General features: G+C 67.4%; 21 protein-coding genes and 1 pseudogene. 9 read left to right on the top strand and 13 right to left on the bottom strand.

Annotated features, from left to right (window positions below):
• Window positions 1–166: 166 nt before the first annotated feature.
• Window positions 167–940, top strand: coding sequence for a protein-disulfide reductase DsbD domain-containing protein (locus tag ACO07J_RS17675; RefSeq protein WP_422031364.1), 774 nt, complete (start codon window positions 167–169; stop codon window positions 938–940).
• Here the strand turns inward: ACO07J_RS17675 and ACO07J_RS17670 are convergent.
• The 9 genes and pseudogenes from ACO07J_RS17670 to ACO07J_RS17630 all read right to left on the bottom strand — a co-directional run bounded on the left by ACO07J_RS17670 (window position 919) and on the right by ACO07J_RS17630 (window position 11032).
• A complete protein-coding gene (locus tag ACO07J_RS17670) occupies window positions 919–4326 on the bottom strand; it encodes an efflux RND transporter permease subunit (protein ID WP_422031362.1) in 3408 nt (1135 codons plus the stop codon). The genes ACO07J_RS17675 and ACO07J_RS17670 overlap by 22 nt on opposite strands.
• Before the next feature lie 4 nt (window positions 4327–4330).
• Entirely contained in the window at window positions 4331–5791 is a 1461-nt protein-coding gene (locus tag ACO07J_RS17665) for an efflux RND transporter periplasmic adaptor subunit (RefSeq protein WP_422031360.1), read from the bottom strand.
• Between the two features lie 102 nt (window positions 5792–5893).
• On the bottom strand, window positions 5894–6436 hold the full coding sequence (moaB, locus tag ACO07J_RS17660; protein WP_422031358.1) for a molybdenum cofactor biosynthesis protein B: 543 nt from the start codon (window positions 6434–6436) through the stop codon (window positions 5894–5896).
• 6 nt (window positions 6437–6442) lie between these two features.
• The gene (locus ACO07J_RS17655) at window positions 6443–7063 is read right to left on the bottom strand and encodes a LysE family translocator (RefSeq protein WP_422031356.1); all 621 of its coding nucleotides are present in this window, start codon (window positions 7061–7063) and stop codon (window positions 6443–6445) included.
• Window positions 7063–7656 (bottom strand): metallophosphoesterase family protein, encoded by a 594-nt coding sequence (locus ACO07J_RS17650; RefSeq protein ID WP_422031354.1) that lies wholly within the window; start codon window positions 7654–7656, stop codon window positions 7063–7065. Before ACO07J_RS17650 ends, ACO07J_RS17655 begins: the two co-directional genes overlap by 1 nt.
• Window positions 7653–8453 carry a uracil-DNA glycosylase gene (locus tag ACO07J_RS17645; protein WP_422031424.1) on the bottom strand — a complete coding sequence of 267 codons (801 nt, stop codon included), beginning with the start codon at window positions 8451–8453 and terminating at the stop codon, window positions 7653–7655. The genes ACO07J_RS17650 and ACO07J_RS17645 overlap by 4 nt, the downstream gene beginning before the upstream one ends.
• Window positions 8454–8502: 49 nt before the next feature.
• Window positions 8503–9120, bottom strand: coding sequence for a UdgX family uracil-DNA binding protein (locus ACO07J_RS17640; protein WP_422031422.1), 618 nt, complete (start codon window positions 9118–9120; stop codon window positions 8503–8505).
• Window positions 9121–9227: 107 nt separating this feature from the next.
• Window positions 9228–9797: pseudogene (locus tag ACO07J_RS17635) on the bottom strand (TIGR03915 family putative DNA repair protein); the annotation flags it as partial.
• Window positions 9797–11032: a putative DNA modification/repair radical SAM protein gene (locus ACO07J_RS17630; RefSeq protein WP_422031352.1), complete on the bottom strand. Its 1236-nt coding sequence runs from the start codon at window positions 11030–11032 to the stop codon at window positions 9797–9799. The pseudogene ACO07J_RS17635 and the gene ACO07J_RS17630, both read right to left, overlap by 1 nt.
• A 112-nt stretch (window positions 11033–11144) precedes the next feature.
• On the opposite strand from ACO07J_RS17630, the gene ACO07J_RS17625 reads away from it, so the two are divergent.
• The 8 genes from ACO07J_RS17625 to ACO07J_RS17590 all read left to right on the top strand — a co-directional run bounded on the left by ACO07J_RS17625 (window position 11145) and on the right by ACO07J_RS17590 (window position 17118).
• The gene (locus ACO07J_RS17625) at window positions 11145–12098 is read left to right on the top strand and encodes an aspartate carbamoyltransferase catalytic subunit (RefSeq protein ID WP_422031350.1); all 954 of its coding nucleotides are present in this window, start codon (window positions 11145–11147) and stop codon (window positions 12096–12098) included.
• Window positions 12095–12634: a hypothetical protein gene (locus ACO07J_RS17620; protein ID WP_422031348.1), complete on the top strand. Its 540-nt coding sequence runs from the start codon at window positions 12095–12097 to the stop codon at window positions 12632–12634. The genes ACO07J_RS17625 and ACO07J_RS17620 overlap by 4 nt, the downstream gene beginning before the upstream one ends.
• Complete coding sequence (locus tag ACO07J_RS17615; protein ID WP_422031346.1) at window positions 12631–13071, top strand: hypothetical protein; 441 nt, start codon at window positions 12631–12633, stop codon at window positions 13069–13071. The genes ACO07J_RS17620 and ACO07J_RS17615 overlap by 4 nt, the downstream gene beginning before the upstream one ends.
• Complete coding sequence (locus tag ACO07J_RS17610) at window positions 13068–13595, top strand: aspartate carbamoyltransferase catalytic subunit (protein ID WP_422031344.1); 528 nt, start codon at window positions 13068–13070, stop codon at window positions 13593–13595. Before ACO07J_RS17615 ends, ACO07J_RS17610 begins: the two co-directional genes overlap by 4 nt.
• On the top strand, window positions 13592–14863 hold the full coding sequence (gene pyrC / locus ACO07J_RS17605) for a dihydroorotase (protein ID WP_422031342.1): 1272 nt from the start codon (window positions 13592–13594) through the stop codon (window positions 14861–14863). Before ACO07J_RS17610 ends, pyrC begins: the two co-directional genes overlap by 4 nt.
• Before the next feature lie 229 nt (window positions 14864–15092).
• Window positions 15093–15803 carry a hypothetical protein gene (locus tag ACO07J_RS17600; RefSeq protein WP_422031340.1) on the top strand — a complete coding sequence of 237 codons (711 nt, stop codon included), beginning with the start codon at window positions 15093–15095 and terminating at the stop codon, window positions 15801–15803.
• A 30-nt stretch (window positions 15804–15833) separates the two neighbouring features.
• Window positions 15834–16442 carry a glycerol-3-phosphate 1-O-acyltransferase PlsY gene (gene plsY / locus ACO07J_RS17595; protein ID WP_422031338.1) on the top strand — a complete coding sequence of 203 codons (609 nt, stop codon included), beginning with the start codon at window positions 15834–15836 and terminating at the stop codon, window positions 16440–16442.
• A 250-nt stretch (window positions 16443–16692) separates the two neighbouring features.
• A complete protein-coding gene (locus ACO07J_RS17590; RefSeq protein WP_422031336.1) occupies window positions 16693–17118 on the top strand; it encodes a lipocalin-like domain-containing protein in 426 nt (141 codons plus the stop codon).
• Window positions 17119–17189: 71 nt separating this feature from the next.
• On the opposite strand, the gene ACO07J_RS17585 is transcribed toward ACO07J_RS17590, so the two are convergent.
• From ACO07J_RS17585 to ACO07J_RS17570, 4 genes are all read right to left on the bottom strand, one after another.
• The gene (locus tag ACO07J_RS17585; RefSeq protein WP_422031334.1) at window positions 17190–18137 is read right to left on the bottom strand and encodes an Ig-like domain-containing protein; all 948 of its coding nucleotides are present in this window, start codon (window positions 18135–18137) and stop codon (window positions 17190–17192) included.
• Between the two features lie 106 nt (window positions 18138–18243).
• Window positions 18244–19614 carry a glutamate--cysteine ligase gene (locus ACO07J_RS17580; RefSeq protein ID WP_422031332.1) on the bottom strand — a complete coding sequence of 457 codons (1371 nt, stop codon included), beginning with the start codon at window positions 19612–19614 and terminating at the stop codon, window positions 18244–18246.
• Window positions 19615–19681: 67 nt separating this feature from the next.
• Window positions 19682–20212: a hypothetical protein gene (locus ACO07J_RS17575; RefSeq protein WP_422031330.1), complete on the bottom strand. Its 531-nt coding sequence runs from the start codon at window positions 20210–20212 to the stop codon at window positions 19682–19684.
• Window positions 20209–20937 carry a 16S rRNA (uracil(1498)-N(3))-methyltransferase gene (locus tag ACO07J_RS17570; RefSeq protein ID WP_422031328.1) on the bottom strand — a complete coding sequence of 243 codons (729 nt, stop codon included), beginning with the start codon at window positions 20935–20937 and terminating at the stop codon, window positions 20209–20211. The genes ACO07J_RS17575 and ACO07J_RS17570 overlap by 4 nt, the downstream gene beginning before the upstream one ends.
• Window positions 20938–20939: the final 2 nt, after the last annotated feature.

Genomic DNA, 20939 nt, shown 5'->3' with positions numbered 1-20939 from the left:
ATCCCAATGATGGGGGCTGGCCTTCGCCAGTGCAAGCATGTGATCCGGCGCGCGGCGGCAATACCGCACGCGTCTCGCCGGAAAGTGACTTGGCATTTCAACGCTTATCACTCATTTCAGGTTCATGATGTGTAAAGCTTTTCGCCTTTTTGCCGCGGCTGTCTGCGTGGCGCTGTCGCTGGGCCCCGCGCAGGCGCAACAGGGGTCGGACCTTGTCGAGATGCGCGTGCTGCCGGGCTGGCGCACGGCGAGCGGGGTCCATATGGCAGGGCTCGAGGTGCGGATGCGGCCGGGGTGGAAGACCTACTGGCGCGCGCCGGGCGACTCGGGCATTCCGCCACAGTTCGACTGGCGCCGCTCCGGCAACCTGTCGGGGGTCGAGATCGTCTGGCCCACCCCCAGCGTGACCGTCGAGGACGGGTTGCGGACCATCGGCTACAAGGATTCGGTGATCCTGCCGATCCGCGTGGCGCCGGGCCAGGCGGGGCGCGACGTGGCCCTGAACGGCCGGGTCGAGATGGGCGTCTGCAAGGATGTCTGCGTGCCGGTCGAGCTGCAGGTCTCGGGTCTGCTGCCCGGCGACAGCCGCCAGCCCGACCCGCGCATCGCCGCGGCGCTGGCCAGCCGGCCCTATACCGCGAAGGAGGCGAAGGTGGCCCGCGTCTCGTGCCGCATCTCGCCCATAGAGGACGGCATCGGCCTCAGGGCCGAGATCGACATGCCTCGCACCGGCGGCGCCGAGACGGCGATCGTCGAGGTGGACGACCCGCGCATCTGGGTCGCGCCCGCCCGCACGGCTCGGAAGGGCAGCCGGCTGGTGGCCGAGACGAAGCTCTACCATGTCGAGGGGCGCTCCTTTGCCCTGAACCGCTCGGGCATCCGGATCACCGTGGTGGGCCAGTCGCGGGCGGTGGATATTCAGGGCTGTCCGGCCGGCTGACGCCGGCGGACGAGGTAGGCGATCCCGACGCCGGTCAGCACCAGCAACACGATCAGCAGCGCGCCGGCAAGATAGAGGCCGAGCGCCGCCATCATCGGCGAGGCGCCGGCCAGCATCGGCAGCGCCTCGGTGAAGGGCTGCGGCAGATGGCCGGTCGCCCATGTCAGACCCATGGTCGCCACCAGCCATGCCACCACCACGGCCAGCGCCGCGGTCACGGTCAGCCGGACCGACGCCACCGGCGCGGCCAGCGCCCGCCGCAGCGAACCGGTGCGGCGCTTGATGTCGTGCTGGATGGCGATCAGCGAGGGCACCAGCAGCAGGACAAGCACCATCCCGAAGCCCAGCCCGTAGACCAGCGTGATCACCGTGGGTTTCAGGAACTGCGCCTGTTGCGAACGTTCGAACAGCAGTGGCGCCAGCCCCAGCACCGTCGTCATCGTGGTCAGCATCACCGGCCTGAGCCGGTCGGCCGCGCCGTCGATGATCGACGGGATCACACCCCGTTCGCTGGCGTATTCGTTGATCGTCGTGACCAGCACGATCGAGTCGTTGATGATGATGCCTGTCATGCCCAGAAGGCCCACCACGGTGAACATCGACAGCGGCACGTCCCACACCCAGTGCCCGTAGACCGCGCCGATCAGGCCGAAGGGGATGACCGCCATCACCACCATCGGCCGGGTCCAGCTTGCAAACACCCAGGCCAACACGAGGTAGATGCCGGTCAGCGTCAGGATCAGGCCCAGCCTTGCATCGTTCAGAAACTCGTTCTCCTGCTCGGACAATCCCGAAAGGCTCCATTCAACCTGGTGCGTGGCGGCAATCTCGGGCAGGATCTCTTCCTCCAGCGCTTCCATGATCTCCGAGGCGCGGGCGGCATCGTCTTCCGAGATGTCGCCGGTCACGTTGATCAGCCGCAGCCCGTTTTCGCGCCGGACGGTGGAAAAGCCGGTGCGCCGGTCGACGCTGACGATATCGGCCAGTGGCACGTAGGTGCCCGACGGGGTGCGCATCTGCATCCGTTCGAGGAAATCGGCTGTCAGCTCACCCTCGGGCAGCTCGACACGCACCTCGGCGCTGCGCGGGCCGTCGGGATAGGTGGCGGCCTCTATGCCCGTCAGTCGGTTGCGCAGCACGCGGCCCAGCTCGTCGATGGTGAACCCAAGCGCCTGCCCCTGCGGGGGCAGGTCGAGGATCAACTCTTCCTTGTCATAGGCGAGGTTGTCCTCCACCGCCGACACCTCGGGAAACTGCGCCAGCGCGGCCTTCAAAGCTTCGGAGGCCGCCTTGAGCGTCTCTGCCGTGGCCCCGAAGAACTCGACATCGAGCGCATCGCCACCCGGGCCCGAGCGCCAGCCGCGGAAGCTGACGGTTTCGGCCATCGGGTGCATCTCCACCCGCTCCTGCAGTTCACCCACGAAGGCGAAGCTGGAATAGGGGCGCAGGTCGGCGTCGATCAGCTCGATGGAAATGCCGCCAAGCTGGTCCTCGTCCTTGGTGTCCGACCCCGACAGGCCGCGCCCGCTGTTGCCGCCGATCTCGGCCAGCACGAAGGCCAGCGGGTTGCGGCCATAGCGTTCCTCGTACTCGGCCCCCAGCGCCTCGGTTGCGCGCTGCATCTCGCGCATCATCTCGACCGAGTCCTCGCGCGTGGCGCCCGGCGCCATCATGAAGTTACCGGTGACGCTGCTTTGTTCGGGCGAGTTGAAGAACCGCCACGTCACGTCGCCCTTGATGAACAGCGCCGCCTGCGTGGCAAGGACGACGATGATCGCCGCGCAGACCACGTAGCGCGCCCGGATCACCAGCCCGATGAACGGCCGGAACAGGGTTTCCCGGACCCAAACGAAGCCGCGGTTCACCACCCGACTGGGCATGTCATACCAGTGCGCCTTGGCCGAATGGGCCAGCGCATGCGACATGTGGTTGGGCAGGATCAGGAAGCATTCCACCAGCGAGGCCATCAGCACCACGATCACCGTGAAGGGGATGTCGATGATCAGGTCACCGAACCGCCCGCCGATTGCGACCAGCCCGAAAAAGGCGATCAGCGTGGTCAGCGTGGCCGAGAAAACCGGAAGCGCCATGCGATGCGCCGCGCGCTCGGCGGCCTCGACGGGGGTTTCGCCCAGCTTGCGCACCCGCGCGTCGGCATGTTCGCCCACCACGATGGCGTCGTCGACCACGATGCCCAGCGTGATGATCAGCGCGAACAGCGAGATCATGTTGAAGGTCAGCCCGCCCAGGTACATCATCGCCACCGCCGCCAGCAGGGCCACGGGAATACCCGCCGCCACCCAGAAGGCGGTGCGCGCGTTGAGGAACAGGAAGAGCAGCAGCACCACCAGCGCCAGCCCGGTCAGCCCGTTATCGAGCAGCAGGCTCAGGCGGCCGGAAATTGCCTCGGCCCGGGTGCGGATAAGCGACAGTTCCACCCCTTCCGGCAGGGTGTTCTGGAGCCTCGCCGATACCTCCTCGACTGTTTCCTGTATGGCGATGGCGTCGCCCTGGGCCGAGCGGTCGACGCGCACCGACATGGCCGGGTTCTCGCCCACGAAATACTGCCGGTTCCGGTCGACCCCCTCGACCCGCACGGTGGCCACGTCGCCCACCGTCAGCTTGGTGCCGTCGCGGTTCGAGCGCAGGACGATATCGGTGATCTGGTCGGCGTTGCGCTTCTCGGTGCCGGTGCGTACGCGGGTGTTCGAGCCTTCGACGTCACCGGCCGGGTTGGCATCGACCTCGGCGCCGACGGCGGCGGCGATCTCGGCCATGGTGATGTCATAGGCGATGAGGTTGGTCGACGGCACCTCGACGATGGTTTCAGGCGCGGCGATGCCCCGGATCGTGGTGCGGGTGACGCCCGCCTCGAACAGGCGCCGGACAAGCTCGTCGGCGAAGAGGCCAAGCTGTTCGGGGCCCACCGGGCCGGTGATCACCACGTCGGTTACCCGGTCGCGCCACGCCCCGCGGCGGACCTCTGGCTCGTCGGCATCGTCGGGCAGGGTGGTCACGGTGTCGACCGCGCCCTGCACCTCGTCGGCGGCGCGGCTCATGTCCCAGCCGGGTTCGAATTCCAGCGCGATGGAGGCCGCGTTCTCGCGGCTGTCGGCCTCGCTGCTCTCGACGCCCTCGACCGCCAGCAGCACGGGTTCGAGCACCTGCACGATGGCGTTGTCAACGTCTTCGGCGCTGGCCCCCTCCCAGGTGACCGAAACGCTGATGCTGTCGATCACCACGTCAGGAAAGAACTGCGCCCGCATCTTCGGAAGGGCGGCAAGGCCAAGGACCACCAGCACGACGAGCAGGAGGTTGGCGGCGGTGCGGTGGCGCGTGAAATAGGACAGCACACCGGCAACACGCGGAGAGGGGGCGCGGGCCAAGGGCTCAGCCCCCCATCCGGCGTTCAAGCCGTTCGACGACCCGAGCCGGCACGCGCTCCTGTTCAAGCTGGCCCAGCAGGCGGCGCTTGACCTCCTCGCTCATGTCGGCGCTGGCCTCGACGAACTCCATCAGCCGCTCGCGGCGCGCGGCGGACAGCTCCAGCGTGCTTGGGTCTGCCTCCGGCTCCTCCTGAACGCCGGGGGTGAGCGGACGTACCCGGATGCCTTCGCCCAGAAGCGGCGTGCGCTCGACCACCACGCGGGCGCCGGGCAGCCCTTCGCCGCGCACAAGGATATCGTCGCCCTGCCGCCGCAGCAGTTCGACCTGAAGCGTCCTCAGGCGGTTCTCCTCGTCGAGCACCAGCACCGTACCGCTCGGCCCCAGCGAGGAGGCGGGCAGCCGCACCAGCCGTTCGAGCGACGGCTCCTCGATCCGGACGGTGACGAAATCGCCGGGCTTCATCGCCGGGGCCTCGTAAAGCCGCGCGAACAGCAGCCGCCCGGTGGTGCCTTCGCCCACCGCAGCGCTTTCGCGGCTGATAACGCCCCTGGCTTCCAGATCGAGCCCGTAGGCGCTGAGATAGGCCGAGACCGGCGCCTTGATCAGGCTGCCCGTCTCGTCGAGAAGCCGGCCGTATTGCGGGGTGGAGACGCGGAAGGAGACCTCGAGAGCGTTGCCGTCGACCAGCGTGCCAAGCTGTTCGTTGGCCGACACGAGCCCGCCCTCGACCACGGAAACATCGCTCAGCGTGCCCGAGAACCCGGCGACGATGCGGGTGTCGGCCAGCTGCCGCTCGGCCTCGTCGAAGGCGATGCGCGCGCGGGCCAGGCTGGTATCGGCCTGGTCGATGCGGGCCTCGGCCACGGCCAGCGCCTGTCTGCGCGCGATGACGGCCTGACGCGCCTGCGCTGCTGCAAGCTCGGCGGTTTCCACCGCCGCCGAAGTGCCGACGCCGCGATCTTCCAGGTCGACCTGCCGCTGATAGGCCTTTTCCTGCAGCGTGGCCTGTTCCTCGGCCGCGTCGAGCTCGTCCTGCGCCAGTTCCAACCCGCGAACGGCCTCCTTCTTCTCGGCCTGCGCGTCGGTCAGCTCGCTCTCGGCGCGGTTCAGGGCAAACTCCGCATCGGCCGGGTCGACCTGTGCCAGAAGCTGGCCTGCCTCGACGACGCCGCCCTCCTCGAAATTGTCCGCCAGCGTCACCAGCGTACCGGTCGTCTTGGCGCGGATTTCCAGCGTCCGGCGGCTCTGGATCTCGCCGTAGGCGGTCAGTTCCGGCGTGATCGTCTGTTCGCGCGCCTCGACCACGTTGACGGCGAAGACCCGTTCACGCCGCTCGGGCACGCGCGGCTCGTCCGCCATCCGCTCCTGCACGGCGGAGAACACGATCTGGCCGGCATAGACCAGCAGACCCAGCGTCAGCGACAGCAAAAGCAGGCCGGTCAGGCTTTGGCGGAGGAATCTCATACGGCTTCGTAGAACCCCTGAAACGGGCCCCTCGGGGCGTCCGGTGATAGTAGTCGGAATGGCGTGAAAGCCAAGTGCACGGGGGTTCTACGGCCGAGGCCGCTATTTCCGTCGCAGATTTTCGTCAAGCCGGGGCATGATTTCCACGAAATTGCAGGGACGGTGGCGATAATCGAACTGAGGCTGCAGGATTTCGTCCCACGCATCCTTGCAGGCGCCGGGGCTGCCGGGGAGGGCGAAGAGGTAGGTGCCGTTCGCCACGCCGCCGGTGGCGCGCGACTGTACCGCGCTGGTGCCGATCTTCTTCATCGAGACGATGGTGAAGACGGTGCCGAAGGCGTCGATCTCCTTCTCGTAGACATCCCGATGTGCCTCGACCGTCACGTCGCGCCCGGTCAGCCCGGTGCCGCCGGTGGAGATGACCACGTCGATCCGGTCGTCATTGACCCATTCGCGCAGCTGCTCGACGATCTGGTCGCGTTCGTCGCGTACGATCATCCGGTCGGCCAGGACATGGCCCGCCGCCTCGATCCGGTCGGCCAGCGTGTTGCCGGAGCGGTCGTCGGAAGCGTCGCGCGTGTCGCTGACGGTCAGAACGGCAATGCGGACGGGGATGAACTCCCGGTTCTCGTCGATGCGGCTCATGGCGGGTCAGGTCCTTTCGATCAGGGCAAGGCGCAGGGCGAGGCCCGTGAAGATGGCGGCGCAGACATAGCCGATGCCGCGCGAGAAGGCGGGCGATTGCGTCATCCGGCGCCCGAGGCCGCCCGCGAAAATGCCGACGGCGGAATTGACGATGAAACCGCCCACCCCGATCACCGAGCCGAGGATCAGGAACTGCAACAGGACGCTGCCCTTGGCCGGGTCGATGAACTGCGGCAGGAAGGCCAGCACGAACAGGATCACCTTGGGGTTGGTGAGGTTCACCACCATCCCGTCGCGAAAGGCGCGGGCGGGGCGGACCTTTGGCGCATCGCCGGCCTGTGGCGGGTGGCGCAGGGCCTGCCAGGCGAGCCAGAGCAGGTAGGCGACCCCGGCCCAGCGGATCACGTCGAAAAGCCACGGCAGGGTGGCGACCGCGGCCCCGAGGCCGAGCCCTGCCAGCGTCACATGCACCATGCCCCCCAGCGCGATGCCCGCGCTGGCGGCAATGGCCGGCCCCGGCCCGGCGCGCAGGCCCTGCCCGAGGCAGAACATCATGTCCGCCCCCGGCGTCAGGTTCAGCGCCAGCGCGGCGGGAATGAAGGCGAGAAGGGTCAGCAGATCGACCATCACACGTCAAACCAGTTGGGGCGCGGGCCGAGATTGACAACCTGCGTATCGCCGATCCTGCCCGATTGCCCCCAGCTGTCGTGGATGTGGCCGCAGAAGGCGAGCCTGGGCTGGATGCGCTCGATGGCCTCGTAGATTGCCGTCGAGCCGACCGATTGCCCGCCCGAGGTCACGTCCGCCACGCCCCTGGGCGGCGAGTGCAGGACGAGGATGTCGGCTGTCTCGCATGCGCCAAGCATCTCCGTCGCCTGTTCCTCGGACAGGTCGCAACTCCAGTCGCCGAAGGGCGTCACCGGCACGCCGTAGCCCAGCCCGAACACGTGCATCCCGTTTACGTCGACCCCGGTGCCGTGCAGCACGCGCATCCCCGGGTTGGCCGCCGCCTGCAACTCCTCGAAGCTCTCGGCATTGCCGGGCACCACGACGAAGGGGGCGGTGATGCCGTCCAGCAGGTCCATCGCCTCGGCCAGCCCCTGCCGCATGTTGCAGAAATCGCCCGCGCCGATCACGAGGTCGGCGTCGTGGCTGGCCTCGACCAGCGCGGCGGCACGGGGCCAGGCGAGGTGCAGGTCGGAAAAGGCCAGTACCTTCATGTTTCCCCCTCGAGCCGCGCCTGCAACTCCAGCAGGTCGGCCCAGGCGTGCCGCTTGTTATGCGGATTGCGCAAAAGGCCCGCCGGATGGAACATCGGCAGGGCGGGCCGCCCATAGGCCTGGGTCCAGGTGCCGCGCAGCCGGGTGATGCCGCGCCGGCCCAGCCCGGCCTGACAGCTCGTGTTGCCCATCAGCACGACCAGTTCGGGGTCAACCAGCTCCACATGCCGCTGCACGAAGGGCAGCAGCATGGCGATCTCCTCGGGCGTCGGGTCGCGGTTCTGCGGCGGGCGCCATGGCAGGACGTTGGTGATGTAGACCGCGCGGGCCGGATCCTCGGCATGGCGGGCCATGCCGATTGCGGCCAGCATCCGGTCGAGCAACTGCCCGGCGCGGCCGACGAAGGGCTTGCCCTGCATGTCCTCGTCGCGCCCCGGGGCCTCGCCGATGATCATCACGCGGGCGGCGGGGTTGCCATCGAAGAAGACGAGGTTCCGGGCGCCCATCTTCAGTTCGCAATGGGGGTAGTCGGCCATCGCCGCCTCCAGCGCCCTCAGGTCGCCCGCATCGGCGGCCGCTGCGCGGGCCACGTCGACCGGGTCGACCTCGGGCGCCTGTGGCGGCAGGGGGGGCGTCGCCCTTGTGGGCTGGGGGTCCGGCGCGGGCTTGGGCGCAAGCGCGGCGGCCGGGATTTCATAGCGGTTGACCGGCAGGTCGCCGATCGCCTCGGTCGCGCCGAGTTCGATATGCCATTCCAGCAGGGCGCGGGCGGCGTGATATGAAAGCTCCGATTCCACGGTCGCAGCGTATCGCAAGGCCGGGCAGGTCTGAACCCGGAAAAGCGGGTCAGGCCACCATCGCGGCGGCGGCGCGCAGGTCGTCGCGGAACCGGGCACGTTCCTCGGCCTGTTGCGCCCGGTCGGGCAGGCGCAGGAGGAAGCTGGGGTGGACAGTGACGAAGACTGGCGTGCCGTCGTCTACGGCTTCGACCGTGCCGCGACGCTTGAGCAAGCCCTTGCGGTTGCCGGTCAGGCTTTCCAGTGCCGTCGCCCCCAGCGCCACGATCAGGCCGGGCTGCACCCGCTTGCGCTCGATATCCAGCCACCAGCGGCAATGCTGGATCTCGTGCGCATTGGGCGGTTCGTGCAGGCGCCGCTTGCCACGGGGCTTGAACTTGAAGTGCTTGACGGCGTTGGTGACGTAAGCCTCGGCCCGGTCGATCCCGGCCTCGCCCAGCACTTCGTCGAACAGCCGCCCGGCGGGGCCGACGAAAGGCCGACCGGTCAGGTCCTCCTGATCGCCCGGCTGTTCGCCCACGAACATCAGCTTGGCATCGAGCGGCCCTTCGCCCGGTACCGGCTGGGTGGCGTTTTCCCAGAGCGGACAGCGGCGGCAGCCCTGAAGCGCGGCGCGGAACTCGGCTTCGCTGTCGATGGCCGGCACGTCCTCCCGGTCGCTGTGCAGGCGGTGCAGGATGCGGCCCGCGCGGGCCGGCGCCAGCGTCGGCGCGGCCTGAAATAGGTGCGCCAGAGCGTTTCGGTGTCGTCCTCGGCCAGCGGGGGCTTGGGCGCGCCGGGGGCGAAGCGCAGGTTGCCGTCCTCGAAGTGCGCGGTCAGGTCGGGGGTGAAGATCGTCCAGTCCATGTCGCCGAAGCGCTTGGCGAAGAAGGGTGCGGTGGGCTCGGTGATGAAATGCGACGGCTCGAACCAGGCGGCGAAGCGGCGGCGCGGGGCGTCAGGCTCGCCGATCTCGCGGAAGCGGACGAAGGCGGTCATCTTGTGCTTGTCGCGGCCCACCTCCTTGGCCATGGCGTTGAGCTTGGCGACACGCGGGTCGCCCCGGTCGTGGATCAGTCGGGGAATGTCTTGCAACGCGCAGAGCAGGGAATAGGCGCGGGCGAACCGCTCGGGGTCACGGTGCCAGAGGGCGAGGTGAGTGACGGTCAGGAACCCTTTGGGCACGGTGATCTGGCGGGTGGTTTCGGCCTTCGGCAGGGGGCTGGTGTCAACGAACAGGTCGCCCGCCCCCTCGCCATGCTGCCACAGCACCCGCTCCGGCGGGACGCCCGCCGACAGAAGCCCCCGCGCCGCATCGCGCCACGCCTCGAAGGTACCGACGGTGGGCAGGTCGACCCGGTGCATCAGAACAGTGCCAGCTGTTCGGGCGGCGGCGCGAAGCGCGCGCGCAGGTCGGCGGCGTCGAGCGTGTTGCGCGGGCTCCAGCCGGGGAGGGTGATGAAGGGGCGGGCGTTCTTGAGGTTGGCGCCCATGCGCTGCAGGTCCTCGTAGCGCAGGCCGCGATGGCGGCGGGTGGCGAGGATGCGGGTCACCGTGCGCGTCCCGAACCCCGGCACGCGGAGCAGCGTTTCCCGGTCGGCCCGGTTCACGTCGACCGGGAAGACATGCCGATTGGCCAGTGCCCAGGCGAGTTTCGGATCGACCTCGAGATCGAGGTTACCGCCCTGTGTCGCCCCCGTGATCTCGCCCAGGTCGAACCCGTAGAACCGCAATAGCCAGTCGGCTTGGTAGAGCCTGTGCTCCCGCATCAGAGGCGGCTTGATCAGCGGCAAGGTGGCCGAGGCGTCGGGGATGGGCGAGAAGGCCGAGTAATAGACGCGTTTCAGCCGATAACTGCTGTAAAGCCGGGTGGAGGTTTTCAGGATCGTGGCATCATTGGCCCCGTCTGCCCCCACGATCATCTGGGTCGACTGCCCGGCCGGCGCAAACCGCGGCGGGCGCTTGCCGGTGAAGCTCTTCTCCTTCCGCTCTTCCTTGAGGATGCGCACATCGGCCATCGCCTTTCGGATCTGGTCGGGCGATTTCTCGGGCGCGTAGGATTTCACGGCGGTGTCGGTGGGCAGCTCGACGTTAATCGACAGCCGGTCGGCGTAAAGCCCGGCCTCCTCGATCAATTTCGGGTCGGCGTCGGGGATGGTCTTGAGGTGGATATAGCCGCGAAAGCGGTGCTCGGTTCGCAGGGTGCGGGCGATGCGCACCATGTCGGCCATCGTGTCATCGGGCGAGCGGATGATGCCGGAACTGAGGAACAGCCCCTCGATATAGTTGCGGCGGTAGAATTCGAGGGTGAGGTGCACCACCTCCTCGGGGGAAAAGCGCGCGCGTTTGACGTTCGAGCTGACCCGGTTGATACAATAGGCGCAGTCGTAGATGCAGAAATTCGTCATCAGGATCTTGAGCAGGCTGATGCAGCGGCCATCGGGCGCATAGGCGTGGCAGATACCCGACCCGGTGACCGACCCCAGCCCCTTGCCATCGCGGCTGTCACGCTTCGCGCCGCCGCTCGACGCGCAGGAGGCATCGTATTTCGCGGCATCGGAAAGAATCGCCAGTTTCTGATCGAGGGTCATCGCAGCCATGATGTTCACTATATGTTCTCGTCTTGGCCCCCGCAAGCCAACGACTTCGTGATCCGCTAGACTCCGCACCGTGGCGTTCCTATAACCCGGCCCAGACAAGAGAGAGCGGCGGATGAGCTTTTCACAAACCCATCTCCTGGGGATCGAGCCCCTCGCGGCCCCGGAAATCAGCACCATTCTCGACCTGTCCGAGCGGTATGTGGACCTCAACCGGTCCAACATGAAGCACGGCGATGCGCTGGCCGGGCTGACCCAGATCAACATGTTCTTCGAGAATTCCACCCGCACGCAGGCGAGTTTCGAACTGGCGGGCAAGCGGCTGGGCGCGGACGTGATGAACATGGGAATGCAGGCCAGCTCGATCAAAAAGGGCGAGACGCTGATCGACACGGCGCTGACGCTGAACGCGATGCATCCCGACCTGCTGGTGGTGCGGCACCCGCATTCCGGGGCGGTGGACCTGCTTGCGCAGAAGGTGAACTGTGCCGTGCTGAACGCGGGCGACGGGCGGCACGAGCACCCGACGCAGGCGCTGCTGGATGCGCTGACCATCCGCCGCGCCAAGGGCCGGCTGCATCGCCTCAGCATCGCGATCTGCGGCGATATCGCCCATTCGCGGGTGGCGCGGTCGAACATACTTCTGCTTCACAAGATGGAGAACCGCGTTCGGCTGATCGGGCCGCCGACGCTGATGCCGTCGGGCATTTCCGACTTCGGGGTCGAGGTGTTCGAGGACATGAAGGAAGGGCTGCGCGACGTCGACGTGGTGATGATGCTGCGGCTTCAGAAGGAACGCATGGACGGCGGCTTCATCCCGTCGGAGCGGGAATACTACTTCCGCTACGGGCTGGATGCAGAGAAGCTGGCCTACGCGAAGGACGACGCCATCGTAATGCACCCGGGCCCGATGAACCGGGGGGTCGAGATCGACGGCGAAATCGCCGACGACATCAACCGCAGCGTCATCCAGGACCAGGTGGAGATGGGGGTCGCCGTGCGTATGGCGGCGATGGACCTTCTGGCGCGGAACCTTCGCGCCAGCCGAACCAGAGAGGTGATGGTATGAGCGACAAGATCAACGTGAAGGCAAGCGAACGCGGCCTTGTGTGGGTGTTCGCGGTCGACCTCGAAGGCGAGGAGGCGGCCAGCTTCAACCGGCGCAACGGCGAATGGCCGGTCCAGAAGGCGCTGGGCGCCGAAACGCTGGACCCCGACCATGTGGAGGTGTTCCAGGCGAGCGACCTCGAAGGGGTGGGCCTTGCCGGCTATCTCGAAGAGGGGATGGGCATCCCCCGCGATCAGCTTCAGGACATGCGCGCCCGCCTCGATGCACAGCAGGGCTGGGTGATGGTGGTGACGTCGAAAGCCCTTGGTGGCAAGGCGCAGACGCTGACGCCGCGCGCGCCGCTGCGGCTGATCGGGAGCTTCTCGGAAAACCGTCCGCCGGTCTCGTTCGACACGCTGCCCTCGGGATCGGCGCAGGGCACGGTGTCGGGTGGTTCCGGGCAAGCGGAGGCGCCGCGCCAGCGCAACTGGCTCTGGGCGGTGGCGGGGGTGGTCGCGCTGGCGATCATCCTGACCCTCGTCCTGGTGGCCCGGTGAGCGACGCCGCCCTGTCCCGGCCGGTGCCGGCCGAGGGCGAGGACATCTTGGCGGAATTCGCGCCCGACCGGGCGACGTACTGGCGTGATCAGGCGTGGATGGCCGCGCTTGGCATGGCCGGCGGCATGGCGGTTCTGTGGGCCATCGGCAACCCGCACGTCTGGACGGGCGCCGTCGGCGGGCTGGCGGCGGTGGGCCTGCGGTCGTGGTACCTGTTGTCCGAGGAAATGGCGGTACGCTGGGTGCTGACCGACCAGCGGTTGCTGGGCCCGAACGGACGCCAGATCAGGATCGGGGAAATCGAGCGCCTGCGCGGCCTCGGTTCGGCGGTGCAGGTGGTGACGGCGACCGGCGACAAGCACCTGCTGAAGTACCAGGCCGACCGGGACGCCACGCTGGCCCGGCTGCGCCGCGCCGGGGCGGGGAGGGGCGCATGACCGGGGCAGACAGCTGGAAGGGCATCCTCGACGACGACGAAACCGTGCTCTGGCAGGGGCGGCCGGATGGGGGCATGACGCTGAAAGCCGGGAATATCATGGGCTTCCTGTTCGGTCTGTTCTTTGCGGGCTTCGCGCTGGTGTGGATGGTGCTGGCCTCGCAGGCGGGCGGGTTCTTCTGGATGTTCGGGCTGTTGCATTTCTTCGTCGGGGTCGGGATCGCCTTCGGCTCGACCTTCTGGAGCGCGTGGCGGCGGCGGCATACGTGGTACACGCTGACCGACCGGCGGGCCTTCATCGCGACCGACCTGCCGTTCCGGGGCCGCAGCCTCAAGAGCTATCCGATCACGAAATCGACGGTGATCGACTATGATGGGGGCGAACCGGCCTCGATCATGTTCAACCACGAAATGCGGCGGAAGAAGAACGGGCATTACCGCGTTGACGTGGGCTTTGAACGGATCGAGAACGGGGCGGAGGTGTATCGGATGATGCGAGACATTCAGAAGGGGCAGGCGGTTTGAAGACCCTTTTTTACAACGCCCGGCTGATCGATCCGGAGGCTGGCACGGACGCGCCGGGCTGGCTTCTGGCCGGCGGTGGCAAGGTGCTGGACCGGGGCAGCGGCGAGGCGCCGAAGGCCGAGAAGGCCGTCGATTGCGGGGGCAAGTGCCTGGCGCCGGGGATCGTCGATATCGGCGTGAAGGTCTGCGAGCCCGGCGAGCGGCACAAGGAGAGCTATCGCTCGGCCGGGCTGGCGGCGGCGGCGGGCGGGGTCACGACGATGGTGACGCGGCCCGATACGATGCCGGCGATCGACAGCCCGGAAACGCTGGAATTCGTGGCCCGGCGGGCGCAGGAGGCGGCGGATGTGACCGTGCTGGCCATGGCCGCGCTGACCAAGGGTCGCGAGGGCCGGGAGATGACCGAGATCAGCTTCCTGATGGATGCCGGCGCCGTGGCCTTTACCGATTGCGATCACGTGGTGACCGACACCAAGGTGCTGACCCGCGCGCTGAGCTATGCGCGCAGCCTGGGCGCGCTGGTGATCGCCCATCCGCAGGAGCCGGTGCTGTCGGCCGGGGCCTCGGCCACAAGCGGAAAGTTCTCTTCTCTCAAGGGGTTGCCGGCCGTGTCACCGATGGCGGAACGGATGGGGCTGGACCGGGACATCGCGCTGATCGAGATGACGAAGGCGCGGTACCATGCCGACCAGATCACCGCGTCGCGGGCGCTGCCGGCGCTGGAGAGGGCCAAGAACAACGGGTTTGACGTGACGGCGGGCACCTCGATCCATCACCTGACGCTGAACGAACTGGACGTGGCCGATTACCGGACCTTCTTCAAGGTCAAGCCGCCGCTTCGGTCGGAGGAGGACCGGATGGCGGTGGTCGAGGCGGTGCGCGAGGGGTTGATCGACACGATCTCTTCGATGCACACGCCGCAGGACGAGGAAAGCAAGCGCCTGCCCTTCGAGGAGGCGGCGAGCGGGGCGGTGGCGCTGGAGACGCTGCTGCCCGCGGCGATGCGGCTTTACCATTCCGGCGACCTGAGTTTGCCCCAGCTTTTCAAGGCCTTGGCGCTCAACCCCGCCAAGCGGCTGGGGCTGGAAAGCGGGCGTCTGGGCAAGGGGGCGCCGGCCGACCTGGTGCTGTTCGACCCCGACAAGCCCTTTATCATGGACCGCGAAACCCTGCGGTCGAAATCCAAGAATACGCCCTTTGACGGCCAGCGCATGCAGGGGCGCGTGCTGGCCACTTACGTGGGCGGCGAATGCGTCTTCGCCGAATAGCGAAACTGAAGATCTATTTGGAAAATTCATGCTCAGGAAGTGGTTTGGCAGAAGACGGGGAATGTCCCTGGAGGCGTTCCGGGACGAGATAAGCTCGCGGTTACAGGACTCTGCCAGTGTAGCCAGGGTCGCGAGCGAGGGGGAGGCCGGGCTGCATGTATGGCATTCCGAGCAACAGGAAGCCCCCACGACCGTCGACATGACGAACATGTGGAAGACATACAGGGCCATGCTCGGAGATGGCCTGGAGACGGACGACCTGTTGCGCGAGTTCACCGCCGCAATGGCGGAGGACCCGGATAACATCACCGTGGAGGCCGGCATGTTGCGGCCCCTGATCCGCCACATCGGCTACATGGGGCGGGACGCGGAAATCGCGCGGCCGCTTTTCGAGAACGGGGAAGATCTTCCGGCCGATCACCCCGGGGTCTGGGCCGCGCCCTTTGCCGGCGACCTTGTCTGGATGGCCGCGCTGGAAACGCCGGGCACCGTGCACCCGGTGACGGGAAAGCACCTCGGGGCCCTTGGGCTGACTGGGCCGCAAGCCCTTGAACGGGCAATGGAAAACGAGCGAGGCATCGCGCGCGAGATCTGTATGGAGGATGTCAACGAGGCGGGGCTGGCAGCCTTCTATTACGAAGGGTCCGACGAGTGGATGACGCCCACCCTTCTGGCACATGACAAGCTGTTCCAGGACATGATGGCCGGAAACGGCATGGAGCGCTGCTGGGTCGCGCATCTGTGTCGGGAGAGGGTCTTTTTCACCGATCCGCGGCTGGTTCATGCCGAGGACATGATGGCCGAAGTGGTGCGGCTTTTCATCACCGAGAGCCATCCGCAATCGCGTCTAGTTTTCGAGGTTGTCCGGGGGCGTGACGTGGTTTCGCCGGTCATGGTTGTCCCGGAGAACGGCGCGGCGTATCTACTGCCTGACGAGTGATATCACTGAATACGGAAGAGGCGCTTTCACATGCCCTTGATGGACACACCGATCATGCTTCTCCTGCTGTGGGCCGTGATCGGCTACCTGCTGGGGTCGATCCCGTTCGGGATCTTGCTAACCCGTTGGTTGGGCTTGGGAAATCTGCGCGAGATCGGGTCGGGGAACATCGGGGCGACCAATGTTCTGCGGACCGGTGACAAGCGGGCGGCGGCGGCGACGTTGTTGCTCGATGGTGCGAAGGGCGCGGTGGCGGTGTTGCTGGCGCGGTGGATCACCGGGGAGGACGCGGCACAGCTTGCCGGGCTGGCGGCGTTCCTGGGGCATTGCTTCCCGGTCTGGCTGGGGTTCCGGGGGGGCAAGGGGGTGGCGACATTCCTTGGCATCTTGCTGGCGCTGGCGTTTCCCGTGGGGCTTGCCGCTTGCCTGACATGGGCCGTAACTGTCGCTGTCACAAGGATTTCTTCGATGGGCGCGCTGATGGCGGCGGCGCTGTCGACGTTGTGGGTCTTTGCGCTGGGGCATCCGCGGATGTTCCTGCTGGGGGTGGTTCTGACGATCCTCGTTTTCGTGCGGCACCGGGAGAATATCTGGCGTTTGAAGGCCGGGACGGAGCCGAAGATCGGGCAGAAACCCTGAAAAATTCCCGGTGAGTCCGCGGTGCGGCGTGATTCGATGGTTAACGGCCTTGCTTTGAAGGGGTCGGGACGTCGGTATCACGTCGGTATTACGTCGGTATCGCGTCGGTGTTCGGGTCCGTGAGGGCGGGCGTTAATGTGGCGCGCGATGCGGGGCGGTACGAAATGTGGGACCGGGCGCAACGGGGCGCCGGGCGGGGTATGGTGGGCTGGCAAAACCGGCAGACGGATTCGGTTCGAGGGAGACGGAGATGGCGAATGCAAGCGCGCTGATCGGGTCGTGGCGGATGGAGGCGTGGACCCGCACCTCTGTCGAGACGGGGGAGGTGACGGATGCGCTGGGCCCCGCGCCGATCGGGTATATCGCCTATCACGCCGACGGGCGGATGATGGCGACGGTGCTGCGGCGGGACCGGCCCGCGCCGAAGCCCGGCGGCTGGACGCAGGCCGAAAAGGCGGCGCTTTTCGATGACATGCTGGCCTATGTCGCCTCGTACCACCTGGAGGAGGACCGGGTGGTGCATCATGTCGACGGCTCATGGAACCCGGCCTGGGGCGGAGACCTGTCCCGGCCGTTCACGCTGGAGGGTGATCGGCTGGTGATCAGCGGCGCGCCGGGGGTGGACCCGGCGACGGGGGAGTCGGTGGTCTACCGGATGGAATTTACCAAGGTCTGATGTCGGGGGTGGTGGGGTGGTGCCCGCCCTGCGAGGAGGATCGGCCGCTCTGGGGCGGCAGATCGTTGGGGTCAGAGGACGGGATCGGCGGCGAACAGGTCGGGGTCGCCGAGCGGGTTGACGCCCGGCCCCGGGTCGAATGCCAAAGCCAGATCGTTGCCCGTCATCCCCGACGGCCCGGCATCCGCGGAGGCGAAGAGGCCGCCTTGTCCGATGGTCTCGCCCGGCCCATCATCGGCCGGAAACATGTCGTGCAGCTCAATTCCCGGGGAGGGCATGTCGGCGGCGGACATGGCGCTTGCGGAGATGGTCGTGCCGGTCGCCTGCGGCTGGTCCTCGGCCCCGGGGGGCGGGCCGAAGGGATAGACCGGGGGATCGCCCGGCTGCCACGGATCGATCGCGACGGAGACCGTGGCCGTCGACGTACCGCCGTTCCCGTCAGAGACCGTGTATTGAAAGAGAATGATATCAAACAGGTCATCACGGATGCCGTCGCGGGCCATGTACTTGATGAGTTGCTGGCCGTCTTCCGTGGTCACGATCGTGGCTCTTTCCGGAGGCAGCGAGAGGGACGTGATCGTCAGTTCGTCACCGTCGGGATCGGAATCGTTGGCCAGCACGTCGATGTAGATCGTCTCGTTGAATTCGGCCTCGGCGTAATCGTCCCTTGCCTCGGGCGGGCGGTTTGGCAGCCTGTCCGGTGTCGAGCGCCCTTCCGAGACGATCGCGGTCAGGGCGCCCGTGGCGACGAGGCCGGTGGCGGTGAGGGCCAGCATGTTGACGAAGCTGTCGTCGCTGGCATGTGTTCCGGCAACCGGGTAGGCGCCGTCGGAGAACGCGAGAGACTGGCTGCCATCCTCCAGGGGACGCAGGTAATAATCGGTGATGATGATCGACCGGCCGTCGTTGAAGACGAGGATCAGGTCGGGCCCCGCCTTGTGATAGGCCGAGACATCCGCGCGGGCGGCGTTGATCGAAACGGGTCGGCCGTCCAGGGGCGGATGGATCGTGGTTGTCATCGAGAATTCCGGAACGGCTTTATTATCAAAAGTATTGGTTCTTGATAACTAAAGTATTGCCCTTACACAAGGCGTCGTTCGGGATGGCGAGGGGTTTCCCCCTCGCCTAGTAGCTGTATTCGCCGTAGATGGGCGTGAGGGTCTCGTTCCACTCGCCGTTGTATTTCGCCAGCAGCTCGTCGGCCGGAACCTGGCCGGTTTCGATGCTTTCCTTGAGCGCGTTGAGGAAATGGGTCTCGTCGGCGATCATGCCGCCGGCGCCGGGGCGGGCGCGGGCCTTGAGGCCGGCCTCGGAGATGGCGACGGCCTCGCGGGCGAGGTCGTGCATCTTGAGGCCGTTCACTTCCGCTTGCAGGGCCTGTTCGCTGGCGGCGACGCGGAGCGCGTCGCGGGTTTCGGCATCCCAGCCCTTGACCATGTCCCAGGCCGCGTCGAGCGAGCTTTGGTCATACATCAGCCCCACCCAGAAGGCGGGCAGCGCGCAGAGCCGGCGCCACGGGCCGCCATCGGCGCCGCGCATTTCCATGAATTTCTTGATCCGCGCCTCGGGGAAGATGGTGGTGAGGTGGTCGGCCCAGTCGCTGAGCGTGGGCGTCTCGCCCGGCAGGGCGGGCAGCTTGCCCTTGAGGAAGTCGCGGAAGGACTGGCCCAGGGCGTCGATATACTTGCCGTCGCGGTAGACGAAATACATCGGCACATCGAGGGCGTATTGCACCCAGGCCTCGAACCCGAAGCCCTCGTCGAAGACGAAGGGGAGCATGCCGGTGCGGTCGGGGTCGAGGTCGCGCCAGACGCGGGAGCGCCAGGACTTGTGGCCGTTGGGCTTGCCCTCGAAGAAGGGAGAGTTGGCGAAGAGCGCGGTGGCGACGGGTTGCAGGGCGAGGGCCACGCGGAGCTTCTGGACCATGTCGGCCTCGGACGAGAAGTCGAGATTCACCTGAACGGTGCAGGTGCGGTACATCATCGACTTGCCCATCGAGCCGACGCGATCCATGTACTCGGTCATCAGCTTGTAGCGGCCCTTGGGCATCATCGGCATCTGCTCGTAAGACCATTCCGGCGCGGCGCCGAGGCCGATGAAGCCGACGCCGACCTTGTCGGCGATGGATTTGACGTCGGCGAGGTGGGCGTTCACCTCGTCGCAGGTTTCATGGATCGACTCGAGCGGGGCGCCGGAAAGCTCGAGCTGTCCGCCCGGCTCGAGGCTGACATTGGCGCCGTCCTTTTCCAGGCCGATGAGCTTGCCGTTTTCCTCGACGGGGGCCCAGCCGTGCAGGTCGCGCAGCCCTTCGAGCACGGCGAGGATCGAGCGTTCGCCGGCATAGGGGAGGGGTTTGAGGCTGTCCTTGCAGTAGCCGAATTTCTCGTGCTCGGTGCCGATGCGCCAGTCTTCGCGCGGTTTGCACCCGGATTCGAGGTAGGCGGCCAGTTGGTCTTCGGATGTGATCGGCCCGCCGCCGGACTGGGGAATGGACATGGTGGGCTGGCTCCTGCTTCGGCGTGCGGTGTTGAGACCAGAGAAGTGGCGCCAAACGGCGGGAGTGTCAATGCAGGCGGGCGAGCCTCGCGCGGGTGTTATCCGGACGCTGCCAGACGGTGACCGGGGCGGTGGCGGGGGCGCGCATCTGGGCGAGCATGCGCTCGGTGCGGATGCCGGGGAGGCTGGCGAAGACGTCGAAGAGGGTGTCGGCGCCCTCGGCGGTGAGCGGGATGAAGAGGTCGGGCTGGCCGGGCTGGGAGAGCACCCAGTGGGGCGGTTTGGCGGTTGGGTCGAGGGAGAGGGCGGTGATTTCGGAGAGCGCCACGGCGCCGCCGGTGAGGGGGCCGAAATAGGCGATCTGGCCCTCGTCGATGCGGACCACGCCGGGGCCGCCCGCGCCGCCGCGGAAGCGGGCGCGTTGCAGGCCGGCGAGGGTGAGGGCGGCGCCGGCGATGGTGAGGGCGCCGCCGATGTAGGGCAGGAGGCCGGTGGTGGCGAGGAGCCACCAGAGGCCGAGGAGCAGGATGGCGGTGCCGGCGATGGCCTCGCGGAAGCGGTGGAGGGTGGCGCGGGCCTCGGGGCGGATGAAGCTCATGACCAGTCACCGAGCGCCTGTTGCCAGACGGTGAGGGCCGCGACGGCGGCGGTGTCGGCGCGCAGGATGCGGGGGCCGAGGGCGATGGGGTGGGATGAGGGGTGCGCCGCAAGGCGGGTGCGCTCGGGGTCGGAGAAGCCGCCCTCGGGGCCGATGAGGATGGCCCAGGGGTGGCCTGCGAGGTCGCGGGGCAGGGTGGCGGCGCCGCCGGCGAGCGCCTCGTCGCAGAACATCAGATGGCGGTCGGCGGGCCAGTCGGCGAGGAGGTCGGAGAGCTTGTGGAGGGCGGTGACCTGCGGCACGTAGGTGCCGCCGCATTGCTCGGCCGCCTCAAGGGCGTGGGCCTGGAGGCGGTCCTGGCGGATGCGCTCGGCATTGGTGAAATCGGTCTGGACGGGCAGGATGCGGGCGGCGCCCATCTCGGCGGCCTTTTCGACGATGAAGTCGGTGCGGGCCTTCTTGATGGGGGCGAAGAGGAGCCAGAGGTCGGGCGGGTTGCGCTGGGGGGCGGTCTGTGCGTCGGTCGTGAGCGTGCCGCCGCGCTTGCCCGCCTCGGCGACGGTGGCGCGCCATTCGCCGTCATGGCCGTTGAAGAGCAGGACCGGGTCGCCCGGCCCCAGCCGCATGACGCCGAAGAGGTAATGCGCCTGGTCGCGGGTGAGGGGAATGGTTTGCCCTTCCCCCAGGGGGTGCTCTACAAACAGCCTGATCTTCGCAATTGCCATGA

Origin of the sequence: Roseovarius sp. (assembly GCF_965228755.1) — a bacterium.
Classification (GTDB): domain Bacteria; phylum Pseudomonadota; class Alphaproteobacteria; order Rhodobacterales; family Rhodobacteraceae; genus Roseovarius.
Note: the sequence above shows the minus strand (reverse complement) of the source record. Positions and strands in the feature narration are given on the sequence as shown.